The sequence below is a fragment of the Myroides sp. genome (assembly GCF_032073645.1).
GTDB lineage: Bacteria > Bacteroidota > Bacteroidia > Flavobacteriales > Flavobacteriaceae > Flavobacterium > Flavobacterium odoratimimum.
This window is the reverse complement of the sequence record NZ_DAMANB010000017.1, coordinates 45,049-65,537: the sequence shown is the minus strand read 5'-3', so window position 1 is coordinate 65,537 and position 20,489 is coordinate 45,049. Positions and strand designations below refer to the sequence as shown.

Sequence of the window (20,489 nt, the reverse complement as noted above, 5' to 3'; positions counted from 1 at the left end):
GTCGTGTAGGCTTATTTTAAGTTTACAGATTCTCTGTCATTCCAATGTTTCTTCTCTACGATAATACCATTTTCTATTACTACTATACTTGGGTTACCACGCTCTATTGTTTTTAGTGTAGTCCCATCACATGTATAGTAGTCAAAAGGAAGTTTGTATTTACTAACTACAGATTCTATTAAGTCTTGATTCGAAGCAGTCATACCAGCTACTACATATCCTTTAACAATAGCTTTATTAGCAAAGTCTTTCATTGCTTCTAGGCCTTTTTCATCAGCTCTAGTTAGGTCATAAGAGATAAGCATTACTAATTTAGGTTCTGCCATCATCATAGATAGGTGATCAATACCATCTCTATCCATAGTCAAATCATGAATAGGAGGTTGGTATCCTTCAGAGATAAGTTTCTCTTCTCTTCTTAGGTATTTAGCACCTTCAGGTAATTTAGTTAACTCTTTATCAGAGAACTTGCGCTCTTCACCATTTACATCATAGTAGAACGTAATCTCATAAACTGCTTTTGGAGCGTCTTCAGGAATCTCCATTCCTTTTACGATATCAGTACCTACTTTATAAACTCTGAAGTCTTTTAAAGGTAAATGGTTCAATACCCAGTATCCCATAAAACTACATAGTACTAAAGACAGAATCATTATAATATTGTTAATCTTACCAGAGAAGATAGGTTTTATTACTTGATTATATTTCATGATAATAAGAATCAAGATAAGTAATACAATATCCTTTGTGAAAGATCCCCAAGGTGTTAGTGGAACAGCATCCCCAAAACAACCACAATCTGTTACTTTATTAAAGAATGCAGAGTAGAAGGTAAGGAATGTGAAGAATACAATCATTAAGAACAGTAAAGTAATTGTCAATTTTCGCATATACCCTATTAATAGAGCAACTCCTAATAGTACCTCAGCAATCACAAGAGTTACTGCTAATCCTACAGCATAGGGAGCTAGGAAAGGAATATTTAATACAGCTTCGGAGAAGTATTCTTCTAGCTTATATGAGAACCCCATAGGGTCATTTAGTTTCACTAATCCAGAAAGGATAAATAGTATTCCTACAAATATTCGAGATAATTGAGCAATTATTTTCATAGTTATTTGATTGTATTAGAACAGTGATTTATTGGTTTGGTAAATCTAAGTGTATCAATGCGAATACAGAATAGTTTAGCATATCTTGATAGTTAGCAGCTATTCCTTCTGATACAATAGTTTTCCCTTTGTTATCTTCGATTTGCTTTACACGCAATAGTTTCTGTAAGATAAGATCTGTTAATGAACTAACTCTTAAATCACGCCAAGCTTCTCCATAGTCATGGTTTTTATCTTCCATTAATTGCTTTGTTTCAGCTACTTTTTGATCGTATAAAGCAATTGCTTCTTCAGTAGATAAGTCAGGTTGATTAGCAACTCCTATCTCTAAATTGATAAGCGCCATCACACAATAATTGATAATACCAATGAACTCAGGGATTTCTCCTTCATCTACCTTTCTAACTTCATTCTCTTGAATACTTCTAAGGCGTTGTGCTTTTATAAATATTTGATCAGTCAATGAAGGCATTCTAAGGATTCTCCATGCACATCCATAGTCTTTCATTTTCTTGGTATATAAATCTCTGCATATCGCAATTACTTGATCAAATTGAGTAGAAGTCGTATTCATTTGGATTATATTTGTGTAATATTTTTTCAAAAATACTAATAATACTAACCCTTTGAAAGAGGTAGAAGTATTTTAGCTGTTTTTAATTATATAAAACTACATAAAAAAGTAACGCATTACACACAATGACAATAAATTGTAAAGGAGAATTGATTGATTTAAGTTCTCCAAAAATAATGGGAATATTAAATATCACGCCTAATTCTTTTTTTGATGGAGGAAAGTATAAGTCTGATCTAGCTTTTTTAAATCATGCAGAGCAGATGATAAAGCAAGGTGCTGACTTTATCGATGTAGGAGCGTATTCTAGTAAACCTAGTGCAGAGTATGTCAGTGAAGAAGAAGAGATAGAACGTATCGTACCTATTGTAGAGTTACTTCAAAAAGAGTTCCCGACTATGCACCTTTCTATAGATACCTTTAGAGCAGGTGTGGCTAGAGCTACAGTAGCTGCTGGAGCTTCTGTTATAAATGATATTGCCGCAGGGCATTTAGACGAGCAGATGTTACCTACTGTAGGGGAGTTACAAGTGCCTTATATTATGATGCACATGAGAGGTACTCCTCAGACGATGCAGACGATGACTACATATAATGACTTAGTAAAAGAAGTGAAAATATACTTCTCAGAACGAGTAGCAAAAGCAAGAGAATATAAAATTAATGATATCATACTAGACCCAGGTTTTGGCTTTGCTAAAACATTGGAACAAAATTATGAGTTGATGAGTAAAATGGAGTTGTTATCTTCTTTTGAATTGCCTATTTTAGTAGGTATATCTAGGAAATCTATGATCTATAAGTTATTTGATATTACTCCTCAAGAGGCATTAAACGGAACGACAGTATTAAATACAGTAGCTTTACAAAAAGGAGCTCATATCTTAAGAGTTCACGATGTGAAAGAGGCTGTACAAACAAGAGAAATAATAAAACAATTGAGTATATGAAAAAAGTGCTACTATTAATACCTGCTTTACTATTATTAGTGAGCTGTAATAAGAAAGAAATGCAATTAAGTAGAGCTTCTTTTATTGTTGAAGAAGGAATAGACGATCATTCACCTATTTACTTTGAAACAGGAGAAGAAGGAAAGAGCTTTAATTTAAATGATGCCAACAGAATTGCTGGTACGAACTATATTGTTTCTGTTCAACGTGATTTGAATGCTAAAGAAGTATTACAAGAGATAAAGAGAATTAAAGATCACAAATATGCAGAAGACAATATGCATAGAGATGAGAAGGGAGTATATCTAAGTTATGCTGATACACTACACAAGCATCTTTCTCTTTTTCCAATTAAAGACTTAGACTTTGGTTTCGTAGGACCTACTTCTCTAGATAAAGTAGTATATCTAAAAGATGCTAATAACTTCTTAGTAGAAGGTAAGTCAGTGACTAAAGACCAATTAATAGAGGCTATAAAAGATAAAGATAGTCTACAACTAGGAGTGAATAAAGACGTCACATACGAAACTTATTTACAGACCCGTATTTTCTTTGTAGAAAAAGAAGTGGTAGACCAGTTTTTAAAGACAGATTTGATTTATTAGTCGAATCGTGAAACTGTGAAATCGTTAGTTTGTGAAACCGTGAAACCGTTTTTTTGTGAAACTGTCCACTGTAAACCAATTAACTGAAAATGTAAACCGTAAACCGTAAACCGTCCACTGTAAACTGTCCACCGTTCACCGTTCACCGTTAACTAAAAACCTATTCGTGATGATAAGGTTCATTGCGCAGGATAGTGAATCCTCTATAAATCTGTTCGATAATAAATAAACGAATCATCTGATGGGAAAATGTCATTCTAGAAAGTGATATTTTCCCTTTTGCATTTTTATACACGTCCTCTGAGAAACCATAAGGTCCTCCGATAACAAATACTAAGGTCTTGATACCAGAGTTCATCTTCTTTTGTAGCTCATCAGCGAAGCTAATACTCGTAAACTCCTTTCCTTTGTCATCTAGTAAGATTAGCTGATCAGTAGGGCCTATCTTAGATAAGATTAGTTCCCCTTCTTTTTGTTTCTGTTGATCTTCAGACATATTCTTCGCATTCTTGATATCAGGAATTACCTCTAGGTCAAACTTTACATAAAAAGACAATCTCTTCATATATTCATCCATTAACGTTTGTAATGGTTTACTGTCTGTCTTTCCTATTGCAAGTAATTTGATATTCATCTGTCTGATTTATTTTTTGCAAAAGTAGTTTTTTTATAGAAAATAGCACACTGTCTAAGGTGTATTTATAGCCAATGTAATACTAGGTTGCAGATATACAACGCAATTTTAGTGATTAATGCGATCATAGTAAGGTGTGTTTAAGTTAGTTGGTGTCGTTGAATAGAATGGTGTATCTCTTTGCGCATAAAGGGTATAAATACAAAAAGAGATATATAAACCCACAGTATTAATAAGGTTATCAAAAAGGAGGTTAGAATGAGAAAGCTAATCGATGAAATATAGTTTTGTAATAGATTAATCGAGTTAAAAGAAGGAGCTATAACTAGTATTACAGGGCCTCCGAGAGCCATAGTAGCCACTCTAGTTAAATACCATTTCTTATTACTTTTTTTATTGATCTGTTTGAGTTCTATCTGCCATCTGATCCCCATACCGATAAAGCCTAAAAGAAGTATAAAAGAGGTAATTATAAATATCTCTAAATAGTAATTAGGCAGAGCTAAACCAATAGCGAAACTCAATAAAAATATAGCTAGTGAAACAATTATTTTAGGAATAGTGAAGAAACTTAATAAGACCTTATACATCTGTTTTAAGTAACTATTCGTTGTCATTATTATTTTAGAGTCCACTACGTCACTAAACCCAAATACCCCAAACTTCTTAAACTCTCTGTCTAGTGCTGTTTCAAAAGGAAGTGAACCATCCTCTCTCCATTGAGACTCTATTCCATTAGCTAAGTGATCGACTAGCTCCAGCTCGATATCATAATATTCTACATAGTGCTTCTTTACGAAAGTGTGTAGAGCTTGTATTTGGTCAGTAGTTAGAGTTTTCATAATAGTAGTTATAGGGTGTTAAACTTCTTTATAGTAGCTTCTTTTTCTAGTTTGAGCTTAGGAGATATAACATTGTATGTAATGTATATCCAGAGTCCTACGAATAAGATAAGTACACTTGATAACACAATAGACTTATCAGCTATAAATCTTGCAAAATAATACGTGATGTATAGAGCAGATAAAGGAAATGCTATTACGGATAATCTTATTCTATCCATAAACCACTTCTTTTGAGTTGCTTTATGAAGTTTTTTAACTAGAGTCGCCTCTATGATATAATAAATGAAAACTAGAGGCATTAGACTCCATATAATCACAGAGATTATATCTCTATTCTCAAATATCGTTGATAGATAATTAAGTGATGTATATATGATATAAAAGAGCGCACTCGTTAAGAGTAATTTAGGCCAATGCAGGAAGCGCAGAACTTCTTTTAGAATAATGCCAAGATAAAAATACGTAAGACTATTCTCCTTCTTCTCAATGATTGTACTAAACCCAAATACCCCAAACTTCTTAAACTCTCTGTCTAATGCTGTTTCAAAAGTAAGTGAACCATCCTCTCTCCATTGAGATTCTATTCCATTGGCTAAGTGATCGACTAGCTCCAATTCGATATCATAGTATTCTACATAGTGCTTCTTTACAAAAGTGTGTAGAGCTTGTATTTGGTCAGTAGTAAGTGTTTTCATAAAGACTTAATTAAATTGTTGTTTGTAAGATTTATAAGTAAGTAGTGTCCAGGTTAATGAAAAAGGAATAAATAAAGCCCCTCCAATTATAAAACCTTGAGTGAAGCCTAGTAAATCTCCTTTTTTAAGTAAATGTTGAAAGAGTAGGATACTTATGAATAGCACTACTATTAATGCATTATAAGAAGTTATCTTCTTAATTCTCTTCTTTAGATAAACAGCGTGTTCACTTACTATCGTTTTGATATAGTGTCTAAGTATAAATACTATATTCAATGAAACTAGAGCTAATAACATTGAAACTATAAAGTATAAACTATCTGAAAACACTAGAACTGTCATTTGACAAACAGCAATAATTATCCCCAATAAGATAGAGTTGTTCTTTATTCTACTATCTTTTTCAATCCAGTTTTTAGAGATAAAGTAGGGTGTGTTTTTATAGAAATGATAAGGATCTGTTTTTAATAAATCCTTCCAGTTTATAAAAGTCTGTCTAAAAGCATCTTCATATTCATACCCTTCATTCATCAATTCTTCTATTTCACAGGCAATATGATCCAATACTTCATCACGAGTATCTTGATACTTGATATTGTATTGAGTGATTAAGGTCTCTTCTATATGTTTTATTTGGCCAGTAGATAGTGTTTTCATAAGTGCCTAGTTAATAGTTTTTAATATTCTATCTCTTTCATTTTGGTAGGTTGGTTTGATGATATTAAGACCTACATAGATACTAAGTATAGTTAAGGTAATACCCGAAGCCATTAATAAACAATCCCCTATAGAGTCATAAGTAGTAGGTAGGTTAAAGAGCCTTTTACCCTGCATAATGATATTAAAGAAGATTGTATTCGAGAGTAACGAAAAACTCATAACAGATGAATAAGTTCTGTCTAATAGTAGTTTTGTCTTCACTTTTTTGCGTAACACTAAATCTTTTGCATAGCTATAAAAGAATACAATAACTGGGCTCATTATAAATATCATTGTTAAGAATTTAAATTCTTGACCTATCCAATGAAGTAATGCGGCAATTAGTAATATTATAGCTATAACTGTAACTATTAAAGGAAATGTGAAAAACTCTTTTAAAGATTTAAAAAACATATGTTTATATTCTCTGAACTTTTGTTTCTCTCTACTTTCTTGAATAGATAAGAATTTATAAGAACCAAAGTTTTCATATTCTTTAGCTAATAGATATTCTAAGTTATTATTGTCACCTTCAGACCATTTCTCTTCTATAGAAGAAGCTAGGTGATCAGTAAGTTCTTCTATTATTTCGTAATACTTCACATCTTTACTGATGATAAAATCTTTTATCTCTTTTATTTGGTCAGTAGTAAGCGTTTTCATAATTACAATATTTTAGATGAAACACTGTTGTATTCTTGGTTGTGTTTTAAGGTCAAATACATGGCTATACTCGATAAGAATATAGCTAGTAGTAAGAATGTTAGGTTTAAGTAAACTATCGAAAAAGTACTCGTGAAACTGTAATATAAAGCTACCATGCCATCTAATACAAATACACTAAACCAAGTAACGCCTTTGATATGTTCAGTGTAGTAATCCAGTTTAAAGTTCGCGTAACGATTCTTTTTATACTTGAGGTAACCCATTACTAACATAGGAAAAGCTGTGATAGCTAAAGCTAAACCTAAGATGAATAATTGTTCTTTGATAAAGACATGAATTATAAAGGTCGTGAATACAGCCAAAATAAATAGTAATCCAATGCTTTGCATGTCTTTTACAATTAATGGACTAACTATAAATCTAGGCGTTTTGTTAATCACCCAATTAGAAGGCTTTAGTTGACTATGCCATTTAGATATTGTTATTTTACTCGCTTCGTGAAAATAAGCACCTTCATTCATCAGTTCTTCTATCTCACAAGAAATGTGATCTAGAACCTCATCACGAGTATCTTGATACTTGATATTGTATTGAGTAATTAGAGTATCCTCTATCTGTTTTATTTTGTCAGTAGTTAGTGTTGTCATAATAGTGCTGATTTAATAGTTAAGAGGTGCTTAATTGACCTTTTTTTATCAAGTTTCTGAATAAATAGATATGATACCAAGTAATTGTAAAGTGATACATAACAACAGAATCTATACTACTATAATTTAATTGTAGTAAGTTATCTAAAAAGGCCATTAGAACAAATAATAGAACACTTACACTGATTTCCATCAACAATAATCGTTTGTATATATCTAAGTAGTATCCCTTTAGTCTTTTAGTGTTGTATAGAGAGATTGTAGCTACTGTTATTGTAATTGTGAGTATTGACACAAAAGCTGTAACAGCACTTATTTTCTGTATGCTAAAAAAAACAGTAAGTCCAATTGATACAAAGAAAGTTAAGGGATATACAGTCCAATTAGGCTGTGTTACAAGCTTAACTATTGGATGAGATATAAACTTTGGGATACCTTTGTAGACTCCAAAATGCTCTAGTAGTAGTTTTGAATGCCATTTTTTAAATACTAATTCCATAGCGTTTTCATATTCATCCCCCTCACTCATCAGTTCTTCTATCTCACAGGCAATATGATCCAATACTTCCTCACGAGTATCTTGATACTTGATATTGTATTTAGAGATTAGAGTATCCTCTATCTGTTTTGTTTGGTTAGTAGATAGTGTTGTCATAAGTACCTAGTTAATAGTTCGAATGTTTAACTTGCTTATTTCTACTATGTAATATAGTTGATATAAGGATATAATCAATAGTAGTGGAATCAATTTATACGTAAAACCTCCCCAAAAAAATACAAGATAGAATAAGGAAATACCACTATAACCCAATATATCTTTTTTTAGTTGACTTATTCTGTACCCTTTGACTCCATAGTACTTAATAGTTATAAATAATGTTGTCATTATACTAGTCAAGGATATAAATATTCCTATTGTATTCGCTAAATGATAATCTTCTATTATATTTTTAAAGATATAGGGTACTCCTATACCTATTAGCATGGCTAGGATGATATTGAATACATCTCTTTTTACCCATTGACGACCTAAATAATAAGGTACATTATTGTATCTTATAAACGGGTGTGGTTTTAAGTCATTATGCCATTTATTAAATGTCTTTTTAAAAGCAATCTCATAGCCAAAACCCTCACTCATCAGTTCTTCTATCTCACAAGCAATATGATCTAGTACCTCCTCACGAGTATCTTGATACTTGATATTGTATTGAGTGATTAAGAACTCTTCTATTTCTTCTATTTGGTTAGTAGATAGTGTTGTCATAGCGATTTTTGGTTACTAGTTAGTTTTTAGTAAGTTATTTTTATCTCTAATATATTTTGGTTTTAGATAGAATTATGCACTGTACTGTGTAAGTAGTAATAGTGTAAATAGTATACTCTTAGTTGTATATATAAAGCTTAGTGATAGTATTCCGTTGTCAGTTACAGACATATAATTCTTTATAGAATGAGTACTTCCAAATACTATTATACATATAACACTAGCTATGATACTATAACTTTTATCATTAAGAGTTTTTTTATAACCATTCATATATCTATACTTTTGCAAAGCTTTAAGTGTTTCGCTAAAAATAATTACCTGTCCTATACCAAAAATTATAAGTATTATTAAGTTAGATAGCGATGCTAACAATAGTGAATGCTGTGTTAGTGTCATTAATGAATATAAAGAAAGAACAACAGCTATTACAGCTAATAGTTTAAAAGAGGTTAAACAATCTTTTACTCCTTTTAAGACAACTAGACCAAACTCTTGTGTTTTTATGTTCAGGATGGTAGACTGTACTTTGCTTAAACCTTTAACCCCGAATTTATTAATCTCTATAGTCAAGGCCTCTTCAAAAGATATTTGAGTATTAGACTCTCTCCATTGTTGCTCAATACCATTAGCGATATGGTCTGTCAGTTCTTCTATTACCTCTATGTATTCAACCTTGTGGTTGATTAGTTCTTGTCTGATTTTATCTAGTTCTAGTGGTTGTAGTGTTTTCATAGTGTAATTAATTAGATTACTTTAGATTGTGATAGTTCATTCTTTTTTTTAAGTACCATAGGTCTCAGTTTATTGAGAATGATGAAAGGGATAATCAGCAAGAGTGTAAATAGAATACTTTTAGGTACCCAGATAAAAGCGCTGTTTGAATAGATAAACTGTTGAGAAATTTTACTAAAACAAAGAATTATCATAGGTATTAAAGAGAAATAGGTTAACTGCTTTACTAGTAAATAGTACGCATTAGAAATATATCTTTTTGTATTTCCCAGATAAGGTAATTTACAACTACTATCACTTTCTATCATGATAACTAGATTAAAAGTTACAATCGTAGCTAAATAACCAACATTAAATATTCTGTCTATAAAATACCATGTACTTGAAATATTAAATAGTAGAAGTGTACCAATAAAAATAGCTAGTAGATATAACACTTTAGAAGTTACAAAGTACTCTTTTATACCTAAACCGATGATACGCAAGTACTCATATATTTGGGCTTTATTCATCTGAGTTTGCACTTTGCTTAATCCTTTAATTCCGAATTTATTAATCTCTATAGCTAACGCCTCTTCAAAAGATATTTGAGTATTAGATTCACTCCATTGTTGCTCAATACCATTAGCGATATGGTCTGTCAGTTCTTCTATTACCTCTATGTATTCAATCTTGTGGTTGATTAGTTCTTGTCTAATTTTATCTAGTTCTAGTGGTTGTAGTGTTTTCATAGCATTTTCTTTTTTTAGTTTTTTATCAGCTTCAAGCTTTCTCTGTAAATCAATACAGTATTTATGAACGTATAGATTGCTATTAATCCTATTATCAGAGTACCAAAGTCTGTGTTAGGTTTACTAATATATCTAGATAGCTCATATATAGTTAGCCCCATAAATACTAAGACATTAATAATTTGTTTTTTAGATAAGGTCTTTAAATAAAAGCTTCTATAATTCTGTGTCTCTTTTAAGAATCTAAACATATTAAAAGATAACAAGACAGTAATCCCTAAGAGCACCACAGCAAACAGAAGTAAGTCATACCTAGTCCAATATGAGATACCGAAGTAGAATAAACCAAATAGCGCAGTCAGGGCTCCAGCTATTTTCCATCTAGCACTATCTTTTTCTGTCCACGAATTAGAGATAAAAGAAGGAATATGATTGTATTTAGAACTTAGATTAGGCCTTAGCATAGGTCGCCATTTATTAAATACTAATATGAATGCACTATCAAAGTCAAGGTTATGTTGATTTATTTCATATTCTATTTCACATATAACATGATCTGTTACTTCTGCTATAATATCTTCATATTGAATATTATATTCATTTATCTCACATTCTATTTGTTTTATTTCTAGGTTACTTAATGTTTTCATAGCATTTTCTTTTTTTAAGCAATCTGTGTACGACGTTGTCTACTATTTTCTCTAGATAACACTATAATACTGATACAGTGGTATAGGGCAACTAATGATAGTAGGTCAAGGTCTCCCATAGTAAAGCCATTAATCATATATCCGTAAACTTTTATACCAAGTATAAGAGTGAATACAAGTAGTATACTACCAGATACCATAGATTTTAGAATCAAATAAGAAGCTCTATAGTTCTGTCTCTTGCGGTTCTTCATGAATAGTAGAATAGATAATACAAGACCTATCAAACTGATCGCAAAAAAGCTAATATTATGAGTGGTATGATCTAATTTTAAAAAGAGTGAATTGATTAAGGCAAACAAGAAAGTGATAACACCTGCTATTCTCCATCTGTTATCATCTCTGAGATACCACGTATTAGAGATAAAAGAAGGGACGTGTCTATACTTAAAGTCTTTTCTAGGAGTCAGCATAGGATGCCATTTATCAAATACTTGTATAAAAGCTTGTTCAAACTCGTATCCTGTATGATATAGCTCTTCTATTTCACAGAAGATATGATCTGTCAATTCTTCTTTAAGATTGGCATAACGCACATTATATCTTGCTATCTCAGCGATAATTAGTTTTTGTTGGTTTATAGTAAGTGTTTTCATTGTGTTTTGTCTTTGGTGGTTACCAATTATGTCAATTTTAGGTTGACAATGTTCTGCATATTGCGGATAAAGCTTTCTAGCTCTTCCATTTTAGAAGTAGTTTCTTTTACTCCAGACTCAGTGAGCTTATAGTACTTACGTACTCGTCCATCTACACGCTCTAGTTCTACATCTAAGTATCCATCAGCTTCTAGCTTGTGAAGGGCAGGATAGAGAGCACCTTCTGTCAAGCTCATTTCTCCTTCGGTTACTTCCTTTACCTTTTGCGTGATTTCATACCCATACATTCTCCCATTCTGATCGAGTAGTTTCATGATGATGGCATTGAGACTTCCTTTATAAAGTTGTTGTTGCTTTTTCATACTTAAGATTCTTATGTATAGCAAAAGTATAAAAATATCTGATACCTCCAAATCTTAGGTATATACTTTTTAGATACTTTTTATGTTTTGATGTATAAATGTTTGTTTAGTGTAAGTAATTAGCGTAAAATAGGTGTAAAGTGTTAATGGTTGAGACTGTCAGAGAATTGCCTTTTTTAGGTGGAAGGCTGCAGGAATGTTAAATAAAAGGCTTCTTTGAGTACAGTAACCTAAGTTACAGTTAACCTACAAGGGAAGTCATACCTTTACTCTTTTAAACAACAATGGACTATGTTTGGTTTTATAAATAAGTTATTAGGATTAGATAAGGCAGAGTTACTATTCGCTTATATTCAGGAAGGAGCTATGCTGGTAGATGTACGTACAGTAGGAGAGTTTAAAAGTGGTTCTGTACCTGGCGCTCTGAATATCCCATTAGATACATTAGAATCACAGTTGCATAAATTACCTAAAGAAAGCAAGATTGTCGTATTCTGTAGAAGTGGAATGCGCAGTGGTCAGGCGAAGCGTATGTTAGAGCAGAAAGGATATACACAAGTGATAAATGGTGGAACGTGGACTAAAGTCGCTAATGTAAAAGGAAGATAAGCATGAAAGAGTTTTGGAATGAGCGATATAAAGAACAAGAATATGCTTATGGGATAGCGCCTAATGCCTATCTAGAAGAAGTACTCAAGTCTAGTCGTGACAAGGAGGTTATATTAATGGCAGCTGAGGGAGAGGGGAGAAATGCGGTATATGCAGCGCAAAAAGGCTGGAGTGTAAAAGCCTTTGATCAAAGTATAGAAGCTAGGAATAAAGCACTTCAATTAGCTAAACAACACCATGTAGAGATTGACTATCTTGTCAGTGATGTTGAATCGTTATCTTACGAATTAGCATCAGTGGATGCAATAGCGTTGATTTATGCTCATTTTCCAGAGAGTGTAAGGAGGGCCTATCACAGACAGTTAGGAAGTTATGTCAAAGCAGGTGGAACATTGATACTAGAAGCCTTTGCTAAAGAGCATATCTATAAACAAAAAGAGAATCCCGATGTAGGAGGACCTAGTAACCCTACGATGCTGTATAGCGTAGAAGAATTAAAAGAGGATTTCTGCGATTTCGAATTTATCAATCTAGAAGAGGTAGATATAGAGCTGTCAGAAGGTCTATATCACAGAGGAATAGCAAAAGTAATCAGAGGGATAGCGAAGAAGAAATAAGACATAAAAGAATATATATAAGCCTTGAAGCACTAGTTTCAAGGCTTTTTTTGTTGCAACAGGATAGTGAATATAGATAGGGTGATACAGAGGTAAACGAAAAATGAAAAGTGTTTTTTCAATCTCTAATCAGCAAAATAGCAATAGTATGATGATCTAATGATTATGAAGTATGAGTCTTTCATCAAAGGAGAATACATGGAGTATAAAAGGAGCATTGTTGGACAAAGCTTGCCTTAGCTCCACCATTCTTGGGTTATTGTCCATGTATTGTCGAAGGATTTGCATTGAAGCCCCTATTTTACTAGGGTTATAGCATGATTGTATTTTAATGTATAGACTAGTTTTTTTAGTAACATGCTGTTATTAAGTGTGTTGTTGTTTTTTAGGAATAAAAAAAAGAGGTTGTTTTTTTTTTATTTTTGTGCTCAAAAAACGGATAATTACTGTTTTTAGAGAAAAAAAGTTGAGCAGAAGTTTAAAATAATAACTTTATCAATTGAATAATTATTGAAATAGTAAAAAAGTAACACTTTTTTTTGTAGAAAAGAACATCAAATTGTTGTTAAAAAGACTTTACAATTGAATTAATTAGCCACCTTTGTATACTATTAAAAAGAATAAAATAAGATGAGAAGAATAAGTATTGTTGCAGTATTATTAGTTGGAATAGCATTTGTCTCTTGTAAGAAAGAGAAGAAAGTAGAGGCTATAGAACCTTTAGAAGAGGTAATAGAATTTCAGGAGCCTAAAGCTGATGCTGTAGGATCAGATATTGTATTAGGAGTAAGTAACTTTTTAAAGAATGAGTTTCTGACAGAAGCAGATTTGAAGGTGATGACAGATACAGACCGTCAGTTTAAGCTGTATGCTATTGATCTAAATGGAGATGGGAAGAAAGAAATCTTTGTAAGTCTTACAGGTACTTATTTCTGTGGATCAGGTGGGTGTACTACTTTGTTGCTTGGGTCTGATTATAAGTTAATCACGAAGTTTACAGTGATGCAAGGAGCTATTTTTGTAGAACCTACTGTAGAGAATGATTGGAAAGTCTTAACTGTAAAATCAGATGGAGAATGGAAATCACTAGTATATGCTAATGGTACATATCCTTCTAATCCTTCTGTAGTAGAGAAAGCGAAGTATGATGCACCGAGTGGGCACGCTGAGGTAGTCTTCGATCAAGAGCAGAAGTTAGATGTATATGAGTTTTAATCACTAAAATAAAGTATAACCGCGGATGGATTAATTCTATTCGCGGTTTATTTTTTTATTGCTGTTAGGGATATTGATAAATAGACCAATAGCAACTATGACATCCACTATATTCCAAATACTACGACCAAGAGCGACTTTTAAAAAAGGCTGAAACAGTAGCACTAGTACGATATAGATAAACATCTCCGTTTTTTCTTCTCTATAATAAGATTTGTACGCAAAGTAACTAAATCCTATACAGGCCACAAAGCGAACGAATTGATAGAACCCATAAGGCAACTTTAAAAGACACATTAAGAGTAAAACTGCAATAGTGATTTTGATAGCTTTTTCCATGAGTATGACAGGTGTGAAATAGAGTATTAAGATACGAAATAACTAGATTAAATGCGATGTCGCTAATTACTATTTCTAGAGAATAGGTTATTCGTATTTATCTTTTATAACTATCGGCAAGTTTTGAAATAAATTATCTGCTTATATGAGTTTTTTGCCGATATCGGCAAGTTTTTAAAATAATTTATCTGTTTAGATGGTTTTTTTGCCGATAACGGCAAGTTGAAGAACGCTGTGTAAGTATTATTGAGGTGTTAAGATGTATGATTTGCTATAGAATATAGCCAGTTATAGCTACTTACCTTTTTGTTAAAAGTCTTATCTTTCCTCTTTGAAAAAGAAAGAGATTATGACTGTAAAGCAAGTGAATATACAGATCAAACAATTGAATAGATTAAGTGCTGAGGTAGAGGGACTGACGATAGCGATAGTAGTATCCACAGCTGAAGTCACGGTAAGAGAGTTCCTTGGAGCTGTAGTGACACAGCAGGTAGAACAACATATACAGAAGTTCAAACAGCGCAATACCATAGAGCAGTTAACCATTACACAAGAAGCTTTAGATCATATTCTATTCACTAGTAAACTCCGTTTTACTTCTCCTGAGAAGTATAGAGATATCAATATAGCAGAAGAGGTACAGCGTGTGATACAGGCGTATGAAGATCAGTTGTTCTTATTGTTTTATGGAGAGCGAGAGTTGCTGTCATTAGAAGAGGCCATTGTGTTGAATGATGCAGATGCCTTTGTATTTATTCCCCTTAATTTTTTAAAAGCTAGTTTTTAAACAGATCCCAATGAATAATAATATTGTAACTATACTAAGAGATTATCAAGTAGAGAACCGTACTTACGCAGAGATGCATGAGGAGCTTTATGCGATGGTGTATAACGAAGAGTACGTAGGTGTGAAATTAGAGCCACATATCGCTATGTTAGGACTACACTTTACAGGCAATAGCAATGATCCAGAAGATTCTATTTATAGCCCTAAGGTATTTACGCGTTGTGATGAGACTTTTGTAGAGATGTTAGCAAGTAATTCTGTTGGGATGTGGAGAGAAGTAGAGTATTACGCTTTATTGGTGTGTTTTTTTGGAGAGAAGCTAGCGCCTTGGGTACAGAAATTATTAGATCGAGTGGATGAATATATCTTAGGAGGACAATATGATATAAAAGAAGCGACGTGGCACAATGCAGAACATACATTCTTAAAACAGTGTAATGTTATTTCAGGACTGTTATATGGTATATCGTTCTATGATAATCATAACTATGATTCCTATAGCATAGAGTTGCCACTTCATAAGCAGGTGGAGTATAGTATGCACCTCTCGCTACCTAACTATCTTCCTTATGTATGGGCAGTAGCTTTAGATAGTGGAGAAGGGCAGTTAATCGAGGTAGTCGATACTATCTGTGATGGGGATAATGAGCATGGACGATGGACACCTTCTTTTTTATTGATGCTAATGGCTTCAAAGCAATCAAAGTATTGGGAGAAAGTAAAAGATATATTGGTAAACGCTGGTCGTGAAGAGGGAATTAGACAAGATATTACGAGGTTATTATCACATGTACAGGTAGCTAACTTAAAGTATTTTTTAGAAGTTATTCTCTCTCATAATTTAGTGCGTTATGAAGCAGTGCGTACAGAATTAGCATACCACTTTAGAAGTCATGTAGAGGATGACAAACAAGATAATGTAAAGCGACTATGTGAGTTGATGCTCTATGCTATAAATCACTATGACTATTTTGACGAGAAAGAATTATCTACGTTTAATGAAAAAGAGTTTTACGCATTGATGCACTGTTATCTATGGATACACAGAGAGATGGCGTTTGGCTTTGTTGAGAGTGCATTTGAGGAAGTAGAGCGCAAGTTTCAGCTTGTAATATTAGAGTTCTTACCAAACTTTAATGAATATACGGTAGAGTCTGTCCTATTTAATAAAATATTAGAAAGTAGAGATCAAGAGTTTATCGCTATGCTTCTAAATAGAATAAACCAATATTTGGAAGGGAGTAGAGCTTCGAGGTATTTTATTCGACAAGAAAACTATGAAGACATATACCAAGTGTTTTATGACTTATATGAACAATATAAAAGTGGAAAGACACTTATCTTGAAGAGTAGTGTAATACCAGATTATTACAGAAGCTTTGAGTTAAATAAAGAAGAGTTATTGACTTCACTGTTGTATTTGACAGAGGAGTCATCAGAGAAGGCGAGGCTGTTTATAGACAAGCGAAATACCTTTACTGTTGATTTTAAAGAAGAGTTATTAAACGTATTGTTGTTTGGAGGTAAAGAATATGGACTTCAGGGGTATGGATATAGTTTTAAAGGAGAGATACAACCTACCTATGAGGTGCAAAATGAGTTAGCTTTCGCTTATCTGAAAGAACGCAAAGAGACAATAGCTTTTGGTTGTATGCGATTCTTAACAATAGCGACCTTATCAAGTAGAGATGAAGAAGAGATAGTAGCATACTTTAAAGGGAAGTTTAAAAAGACACAACAGCACTTTATCCGCCTATTAATATCTAGACAAGATGATTTTAAGGATAGACTGTTAGAACAATTAATATTAAGTGAGGATGTAAATCAACGTTTAACAGCAATGGAAGGGTTAGTGGTACTAGCTCAGAGAGATGAAATACACCATCAACTAGGTATTTGGCTTGCACAGTTAGATGAGCTAGGTATTCAGTATGCTAAAGAGGAAGAAGAATACTTAGTACTCTTGCGTGACTTTGGGCGTCAAGGAAAAGAAGGACAAGATACAGATATGGCATTATACGATGCTACTGTGGTGAGTGCTGTCGTATTGCCTTCAGTGGAAGAGAATACTTTATTTAGCCAGCGCATTGCACATAATTGGGGACTTTCTAAGAAATGGGAAGAGGTAGTACGAGAGTTAGATAGTCTAGAGCACCTGATGAAACAATATGCTATGTATGAATATGAACATTTTAATTATGGAAAAGCAGAGAAGGTACTCTTAGGAACACATTTCACGAAGATGCATAGTTATTCAGGTGATGATGAATGGACAGCAGAACAACACTTCCAAGATTACCCATTGTATGAAGTATGGAATCAGTGGTTTATGGATAGTAAGTTAGATGCATTAGACTTATTCTTACTGCGTTGCGCTACTTCAGAAACAGAGGTCCCTGAATTGATAAAACCATTATTAGATGGGAAGTTGCCTTATTTCTATAATGAACTCTCAGCTAAATATGATAACTACTGGTATGCGATGGGAACAGTCTTTTCTTGTTTAACCTATCAATATCCATTTAAAGAAAAAACGACCTATTGCTTAGATGGTTTAAAAACAATATACAACAGTATTACTCAAGAAGTATTAGATTTAGAGATACGCACTTCTGTTTATGGAGAAGAGTATAGCTATACATGGGTAGATTATACAGATTTATCTTGGTATGCTGAGTTTATACCTATAGAGGATTTAACAGAAGAACAGTGTTTAGCATATTTCAGACTATTGCGTTGGCGTCAATTGAATTGTAATAAAGTAGATGATAGCTATTATCTGTTACCTTTTGAATTGATGGCTATTGCCTATGATAAGAATGAAATTACGCGAGATGAGTTTATACAGTATCTTGTAGTTATAGATAATAGAAAGTCTTATTTCAGTTCAATGTTATCTCCTTTTACAAAGCGATTTATAAACGATAAAGTACAGCAAGTCTTGGTTGAGTTTAAAGCGTATTATTTACAACAGGTTATGGATAGGGATAACCCTACGACTAAGGTATTTGATATTGTCTTTGACTTTCAGGAGATAGAAGGAATGCAGTATTTCTTTGGATTATTGCATAAGATCAAGCACACAGGGATATCTAAAGAAAGTATTTACTATTATGCAGAGATGCAAATCACGATTAAGGAATTAGGACAAATCTATAGTAAACTTATTCGTAGAACAACACCTTTAAGTACGGATAGCCAAGAGATGTTTAATGCTCAAGTAGCAGAGATAAACTTCAGTGCAATACAATGGATCGAAGTGGCTGTAGCATGTCCGCAGTGGATAAAGTACATCACGACTTACTTAGACTGGCAAGGATTAGAGTCAGCGATATGGTGGCTGTTCGCTCATCTGCTGGATAACGAACAAGAAGAGGAGAGAAACAAGATACAAAAACAGATACAACGCTATTCTGCTATAGCGTTAGAGGAGTTTGAAGGAGGTGTAGTAGATATAGATTGGTTCTTTAGTTTTTATCACGTACTAGGAGAAGAGCGTTGGCAGATGCTTTATGATTCAACTAAGTTTATGGCAGTAGAGGGGCATACTCGTGTGAAGCTATATGCAGATGTGCTGTTAGGCAAAGTCTCTATGAAAGACTTGAAAACGAGGGTTATCTCTAAACGCGATAGAAACTATGTACGTGCATGTGGGTTATTCCCCTTATCTGAGACAGATAGAGAAGGAGATTTGATGGATCGATATGAGTTATTAGAACAGTTTAAGAAAGGTTCTAAGAAGTATGGAGCTATGCGCCAAGAGAATGACTTAAAGATATATAATGTAGCGATGCAGAACATCGCTAGAGCGGCAGGGTATACTGATGCAGTGCGTTTTCAATGGTCTATGGAGAGTGTACAAGTGCAGTCTATTCTAGAGAACTATAAGGAACTGGTATTGGATGAGTATACATTCTCTTTGACTGTATCTGATGAAGGAAAAGTAGAGTTGACAGTGAAGAGTAAAGGGGATAAGCCCTTAAAAGCGATACCTGCTAAACTAAAGAAAAATGAGCAAATCATAGATCTAGTAGAACGTCAGAAGGCACTGAAAGAACAGTATAGTCGCTCTCGTCTGAATTTAGAGCAGGCAATGCTTAGACAAGATGCGTTCTCTTATGCAGAGATGCAGAAGTTGTTACTGCATCCGATTATTAAGCACCATTTGGCTAAGTTGGTTTTTAAATGTGGTGAGGTTTACGGTTTGTTTGTAGAGGGAGTATTTACCACTATAGATGGCGTGGTAATGGATGTACAAGGAGAGGAAGAGTTCGTGATAGTACACTGTTATGGTTTATATCAAAGTGGACAATGGGTCAATATACAAGCTTATTTGTTTGACAAACAGATAGAACAACCCTTTAAACAAGTGTTTAGAGAGTTGTATTTACACAACGAAGCAGAGGAAACAAATATCGGTAGCTCTAATCGCTATACGGGATATCAGGTCAAAGACAAACAGACTTTAGGACTGTTTAAGACAAGAAACTGGCAGTATGAATACTATGCGAATTACAGCAAACTGTATTTTGAGGAGGATATTCGAGTTGAGGTTTATATTGACTATTTAGGAGGTAGTAATGCAGAGTATGGTGACTATGTTAGCTTAGAGCATGTCTTGTTCACTAAAGCTTCTTCAGATGACGTGATTGCCCTAACAGAGGTTAATCCTATTGTCTTCAGTGAGGTGATGAGAGACCTTGACTTGGTGGTAAGTGTCGCTTATGTAGGAGGAGTAGATCCAGAGACAAGTCTGTCTACGGTACAGATGCGTATGGCTGTTGTGAGAGAAACAGCACGATTATTGAAGTTAACAAATATCGAGTACAAAGAACGCCACCTTGTGATCACAGGGACTAAGGGAATCTATAGCTTACATGTCGGTAGTGGTGTGATTCACTTGATATCTGGTACGCATCTCTATATCGAGCCTGTACATACACAGGATAGAGGGAAGTTGTTCCTACCCTTTGTAGATGATGACCCTAAGACCACAGAGATTGTGTCTAAGGCTTTAATTTTAGCTAGGGATGGGAGTATTAGAGATACGGGTATCTTAAGGCAGATAGAGTAGAAAATCTTTATATATATATG

General features: G+C 33.4%; 23 protein-coding genes. 7 read left to right on the top strand and 16 right to left on the bottom strand.

The features are described 5' to 3' along the window. Positions 1-11: 11 nt before the first annotated feature. Together RT228_RS12870 and RT228_RS12865 are read right to left on the bottom strand one after the other, a co-directional pair. Positions 12-1,112, bottom strand: coding sequence for a BT_3928 family protein (locus RT228_RS12870; RefSeq protein WP_006258550.1), 1,101 nt, complete (start codon positions 1,110-1,112; stop codon positions 12-14). 28 nt (positions 1,113-1,140) lie between these two features. Then, positions 1,141-1,686, bottom strand: a complete 546-nt coding sequence (locus tag RT228_RS12865; protein WP_006258549.1) for a DUF1599 domain-containing protein — start codon at positions 1,684-1,686, stop codon at positions 1,141-1,143. Between the two features lie 125 nt (positions 1,687-1,811). On the opposite strand from RT228_RS12865, the gene folP reads away from it, so the two are divergent. Then, positions 1,812-2,636 carry a dihydropteroate synthase gene (gene folP / locus RT228_RS12860; RefSeq protein ID WP_006258548.1) on the top strand — a complete coding sequence of 275 codons (825 nt, stop codon included), beginning with the start codon at positions 1,812-1,814 and terminating at the stop codon, positions 2,634-2,636. Then, on the top strand, positions 2,633-3,241 hold the full coding sequence (locus tag RT228_RS12855; protein WP_006258547.1) for a hypothetical protein: 609 nt from the start codon (positions 2,633-2,635) through the stop codon (positions 3,239-3,241). Before folP ends, RT228_RS12855 begins: the two co-directional genes overlap by 4 nt. Before the next feature lie 160 nt (positions 3,242-3,401). On the opposite strand, the gene rlmH is transcribed toward RT228_RS12855, so the two are convergent. The 13 genes from rlmH to RT228_RS12790 form a co-directional block, all read right to left on the bottom strand. Next, positions 3,402-3,875, bottom strand: coding sequence for a 23S rRNA (pseudouridine(1915)-N(3))-methyltransferase RlmH (rlmH, locus tag RT228_RS12850; RefSeq protein ID WP_006258546.1), 474 nt, complete (start codon positions 3,873-3,875; stop codon positions 3,402-3,404). Positions 3,876-4,015: 140 nt separating this feature from the next. After that, complete coding sequence (locus tag RT228_RS12845; RefSeq protein ID WP_006258545.1) at positions 4,016-4,717, bottom strand: hypothetical protein; 702 nt, start codon at positions 4,715-4,717, stop codon at positions 4,016-4,018. A gap of 8 nt (positions 4,718-4,725) precedes the next feature. Then, the gene (locus tag RT228_RS12840) at positions 4,726-5,415 is read right to left on the bottom strand and encodes a hypothetical protein (RefSeq protein ID WP_006258544.1); all 690 of its coding nucleotides are present in this window, start codon (positions 5,413-5,415) and stop codon (positions 4,726-4,728) included. A 6-nt stretch (positions 5,416-5,421) separates the two neighbouring features. Then, entirely contained in the window at positions 5,422-6,072 is a 651-nt protein-coding gene (locus RT228_RS12835; RefSeq protein WP_006258543.1) for a hypothetical protein, read from the bottom strand. A 6-nt stretch (positions 6,073-6,078) separates the two neighbouring features. Beyond that, positions 6,079-6,777, bottom strand: coding sequence for a hypothetical protein (locus RT228_RS12830; protein WP_006258542.1), 699 nt, complete (start codon positions 6,775-6,777; stop codon positions 6,079-6,081). A 2-nt stretch (positions 6,778-6,779) separates the two neighbouring features. Continuing rightward, positions 6,780-7,427, bottom strand: a complete 648-nt coding sequence (locus RT228_RS12825) for a hypothetical protein (protein WP_006258541.1) — start codon at positions 7,425-7,427, stop codon at positions 6,780-6,782. Positions 7,428-7,446: 19 nt separating this feature from the next. Then, the gene (locus RT228_RS12820) at positions 7,447-8,082 is read right to left on the bottom strand and encodes a hypothetical protein (protein WP_006258540.1); all 636 of its coding nucleotides are present in this window, start codon (positions 8,080-8,082) and stop codon (positions 7,447-7,449) included. Positions 8,083-8,088: 6 nt separating this feature from the next. Then, positions 8,089-8,694, bottom strand: coding sequence for a hypothetical protein (locus tag RT228_RS12815; RefSeq protein WP_006258539.1), 606 nt, complete (start codon positions 8,692-8,694; stop codon positions 8,089-8,091). Between the two features lie 72 nt (positions 8,695-8,766). After that, positions 8,767-9,429 carry a hypothetical protein gene (locus tag RT228_RS12810; protein WP_006258538.1) on the bottom strand — a complete coding sequence of 221 codons (663 nt, stop codon included), beginning with the start codon at positions 9,427-9,429 and terminating at the stop codon, positions 8,767-8,769. Between the two features lie 11 nt (positions 9,430-9,440). Continuing rightward, positions 9,441-10,160: a hypothetical protein gene (locus RT228_RS12805; protein WP_006258537.1), complete on the bottom strand. Its 720-nt coding sequence runs from the start codon at positions 10,158-10,160 to the stop codon at positions 9,441-9,443. A 14-nt stretch (positions 10,161-10,174) separates the two neighbouring features. Beyond that, positions 10,175-10,810, bottom strand: coding sequence for a hypothetical protein (locus RT228_RS12800; protein WP_006258536.1), 636 nt, complete (start codon positions 10,808-10,810; stop codon positions 10,175-10,177). Positions 10,811-10,824: 14 nt separating this feature from the next. Next, on the bottom strand, positions 10,825-11,466 hold the full coding sequence (locus RT228_RS12795) for a hypothetical protein (RefSeq protein ID WP_006258535.1): 642 nt from the start codon (positions 11,464-11,466) through the stop codon (positions 10,825-10,827). Positions 11,467-11,492: 26 nt separating this feature from the next. Continuing rightward, positions 11,493-11,828: a PadR family transcriptional regulator gene (locus tag RT228_RS12790; RefSeq protein WP_006258534.1), complete on the bottom strand. Its 336-nt coding sequence runs from the start codon at positions 11,826-11,828 to the stop codon at positions 11,493-11,495. Between the two features lie 291 nt (positions 11,829-12,119). On the opposite strand from RT228_RS12790, the gene RT228_RS12785 reads away from it, so the two are divergent. The 3 genes from RT228_RS12785 (at position 12,120) to RT228_RS12775 (ending at position 14,269) form a co-directional block, all read left to right on the top strand. Beyond that, positions 12,120-12,437, top strand: coding sequence for a rhodanese-like domain-containing protein (locus RT228_RS12785; protein WP_006258533.1), 318 nt, complete (start codon positions 12,120-12,122; stop codon positions 12,435-12,437). Positions 12,438-12,439: 2 nt separating this feature from the next. Continuing rightward, a complete protein-coding gene (locus RT228_RS12780; RefSeq protein WP_006258532.1) occupies positions 12,440-13,054 on the top strand; it encodes a class I SAM-dependent methyltransferase in 615 nt (204 codons plus the stop codon). 630 nt (positions 13,055-13,684) lie between these two features. Continuing rightward, positions 13,685-14,269: a hypothetical protein gene (locus RT228_RS12775; protein WP_006258531.1), complete on the top strand. Its 585-nt coding sequence runs from the start codon at positions 13,685-13,687 to the stop codon at positions 14,267-14,269. 36 nt (positions 14,270-14,305) lie between these two features. Here RT228_RS12775 and RT228_RS12770 read toward each other — a convergent pair whose 3' ends face one another. Beyond that, positions 14,306-14,608, bottom strand: a complete 303-nt coding sequence (locus RT228_RS12770; protein ID WP_006258530.1) for a DUF6804 family protein — start codon at positions 14,606-14,608, stop codon at positions 14,306-14,308. Positions 14,609-14,957: 349 nt separating this feature from the next. Between RT228_RS12770 and RT228_RS12765 the strand changes: the two genes are divergently transcribed. After that, the gene (locus tag RT228_RS12765; protein ID WP_006258529.1) at positions 14,958-15,395 is read left to right on the top strand and encodes a hypothetical protein; all 438 of its coding nucleotides are present in this window, start codon (positions 14,958-14,960) and stop codon (positions 15,393-15,395) included. A gap of 10 nt (positions 15,396-15,405) precedes the next feature. Continuing rightward, positions 15,406-20,469 carry a DUF4132 domain-containing protein gene (locus tag RT228_RS12760; protein WP_006258528.1) on the top strand — a complete coding sequence of 1,688 codons (5,064 nt, stop codon included), beginning with the start codon at positions 15,406-15,408 and terminating at the stop codon, positions 20,467-20,469. Positions 20,470-20,489 lie beyond the last annotated feature (20 nt).

What these genes read in the sequence shown, in the direction of transcription:
- RT228_RS12760 (WP_006258528.1), top strand. Translation starts at nt 15,406, where the DNA reads ATGAATAATAATATTGTAACTATACTAAGAGATTATCAAGTAGAGAAC.
- RT228_RS12770 (WP_006258530.1), bottom strand. Translation starts at nt 14,608, where the DNA reads ATGGAAAAAGCTATCAAAATCACTATTGCAGTTTTACTCTTAATGTGT.
- RT228_RS12835 (WP_006258543.1), bottom strand. Translation starts at nt 6,072, where the DNA reads ATGAAAACACTATCTACTGGCCAAATAAAACATATAGAAGAGACCTTA.
- RT228_RS12820 (WP_006258540.1), bottom strand. Translation starts at nt 8,082, where the DNA reads ATGACAACACTATCTACTAACCAAACAAAACAGATAGAGGATACTCTA.
- RT228_RS12765 (WP_006258529.1), top strand. Translation starts at nt 14,958, where the DNA reads ATGACTGTAAAGCAAGTGAATATACAGATCAAACAATTGAATAGATTA.
- RT228_RS12795 (WP_006258535.1), bottom strand. Translation starts at nt 11,466, where the DNA reads ATGAAAACACTTACTATAAACCAACAAAAACTAATTATCGCTGAGATA.
- RT228_RS12825 (WP_006258541.1), bottom strand. Translation starts at nt 7,427, where the DNA reads ATGACAACACTAACTACTGACAAAATAAAACAGATAGAGGATACTCTA.
- RT228_RS12840 (WP_006258544.1), bottom strand. Translation starts at nt 5,415, where the DNA reads ATGAAAACACTTACTACTGACCAAATACAAGCTCTACACACTTTTGTA.
- RT228_RS12865 (WP_006258549.1), bottom strand. Translation starts at nt 1,686, where the DNA reads ATGAATACGACTTCTACTCAATTTGATCAAGTAATTGCGATATGCAGA.
- rlmH (WP_006258546.1), bottom strand. Translation starts at nt 3,875, where the DNA reads ATGAATATCAAATTACTTGCAATAGGAAAGACAGACAGTAAACCATTA.
- RT228_RS12830 (WP_006258542.1), bottom strand. Translation starts at nt 6,777, where the DNA reads ATGAAAACGCTTACTACTGACCAAATAAAAGAGATAAAAGATTTTATC.
- RT228_RS12810 (WP_006258538.1), bottom strand. Translation starts at nt 9,429, where the DNA reads ATGAAAACACTACAACCACTAGAACTAGATAAAATCAGACAAGAACTA.
- RT228_RS12785 (WP_006258533.1), top strand. Translation starts at nt 12,120, where the DNA reads ATGTTTGGTTTTATAAATAAGTTATTAGGATTAGATAAGGCAGAGTTA.
- RT228_RS12870 (WP_006258550.1), bottom strand. Translation starts at nt 1,112, where the DNA reads ATGAAAATAATTGCTCAATTATCTCGAATATTTGTAGGAATACTATTT.
- RT228_RS12780 (WP_006258532.1), top strand. Translation starts at nt 12,440, where the DNA reads ATGAAAGAGTTTTGGAATGAGCGATATAAAGAACAAGAATATGCTTAT.
- RT228_RS12855 (WP_006258547.1), top strand. Translation starts at nt 2,633, where the DNA reads ATGAAAAAAGTGCTACTATTAATACCTGCTTTACTATTATTAGTGAGC.
- RT228_RS12805 (WP_006258537.1), bottom strand. Translation starts at nt 10,160, where the DNA reads ATGAAAACACTACAACCACTAGAACTAGATAAAATTAGACAAGAACTA.
- RT228_RS12800 (WP_006258536.1), bottom strand. Translation starts at nt 10,810, where the DNA reads ATGAAAACATTAAGTAACCTAGAAATAAAACAAATAGAATGTGAGATA.
- RT228_RS12775 (WP_006258531.1), top strand. Translation starts at nt 13,685, where the DNA reads ATGAGAAGAATAAGTATTGTTGCAGTATTATTAGTTGGAATAGCATTT.
- folP (WP_006258548.1), top strand. Translation starts at nt 1,812, where the DNA reads ATGACAATAAATTGTAAAGGAGAATTGATTGATTTAAGTTCTCCAAAA.
- RT228_RS12845 (WP_006258545.1), bottom strand. Translation starts at nt 4,717, where the DNA reads ATGAAAACTCTAACTACTGACCAAATACAAGCTCTACACACTTTCGTA.
- RT228_RS12790 (WP_006258534.1), bottom strand. Translation starts at nt 11,828, where the DNA reads ATGAAAAAGCAACAACAACTTTATAAAGGAAGTCTCAATGCCATCATC.
- RT228_RS12815 (WP_006258539.1), bottom strand. Translation starts at nt 8,694, where the DNA reads ATGACAACACTATCTACTAACCAAATAGAAGAAATAGAAGAGTTCTTA.